Genomic DNA, 1,032 nt, shown 5'->3' with positions numbered 1-1,032 from the left:
TTACTCGATGATCTTCGCGACGACGCCGGCACCGACGGTGCGGCCGCCTTCGCGGATGGCGAAGCGGAGGCCTTCCTCCATGGCGATCGGAACAATCAGCGTCACCGTCACCGAGACGTTGTCGCCCGGCATCACCATCTCCGTGCCTTCCTCAAGCTCCACCACGCCCGTCACGTCCGTCGTGCGGAAGTAGAACTGGGGACGGTAGTTCGTGAAGAACGGAGTGTGGCGACCACCCTCTTCCTTCGTCAGGATGTAGGCTTCGGCCTTGAACTTCGTGTGCGGCGTAACCGAACCCGGCTTGCAGAGCACCTGGCCGCGCTCAACGTCCTCGCGGCCGATGCCGCGCAGCAGAGCGCCGATGTTGTCGCCGGCTTCGCCCTGGTCGAGCAGCTTGCGGAACATCTCAACGCCCGTGACCGTCGACTTCTGCGTGTCGCGGATACCGACGATCTCGATTTCCTCGCCGACCTTGACAACGCCGCGCTCGACACGACCCGTCACCACCGTGCCACGGCCGGAAATCGAGAACACGTCCTCGATCGGCATCAGGAACGGCTGGTCGCGCGGACGCTCCGGCGTCGGGATGTAGTCGTCCACCGCCTTCATCAGCTCGGCGATCTTCTCAGTGCCGATGTTGTCGTCGCGGCCCTCGAGAGCGGCAAGCGCCGAACCCGCCACGATCGGAATGTCGTCGCCCGGGAAGTCATAGGACGAAAGAAGCTCGCGAACCTCGACCTCGACAAGCTCCAGAAGCTCCGGATCGTCAACCTGGTCGACCTTGTTCAGGAACACCACGAGAGCGGGAACGCCAACCTGGCGGGCAAGCAGGATGTGCTCGCGCGTCTGCGGCATCGGGCCGTCGGCCGCCGAAACCACCAGGATCGCCCCGTCCATCTGCGCAGCACCCGTGATCATGTTCTTCACGTAGTCGGCGTGACCCGGGCAGTCCACGTGCGCATAGTGACGCGCATCCGTCTCGTACTCGACGTGCGCCGTCGAGATCGTGATGCCACGAGCCCGCTCTTCCGG

Annotated in this window: 1 protein-coding gene; it reads right to left on the bottom strand. The window is 64.4% G+C overall.

Annotation, left to right across the window (positions count from 1 at the left end; all coding sequences use genetic code 11):
• On the bottom strand, window positions 1-1,032 hold a 1,032-nt coding region (tuf, locus tag HPQ64_RS20195; RefSeq protein WP_172890466.1), incomplete at its 5' end, for an elongation factor Tu.

The organism is Hongsoonwoonella zoysiae, from assembly GCF_013266695.1.
GTDB lineage: Bacteria > Pseudomonadota > Alphaproteobacteria > Rhizobiales > Stappiaceae > Hongsoonwoonella > Hongsoonwoonella zoysiae.
The sequence above is the reverse complement of the archived record's forward strand: the minus strand, read 5'-3'. Positions and strand labels throughout refer to the sequence as shown.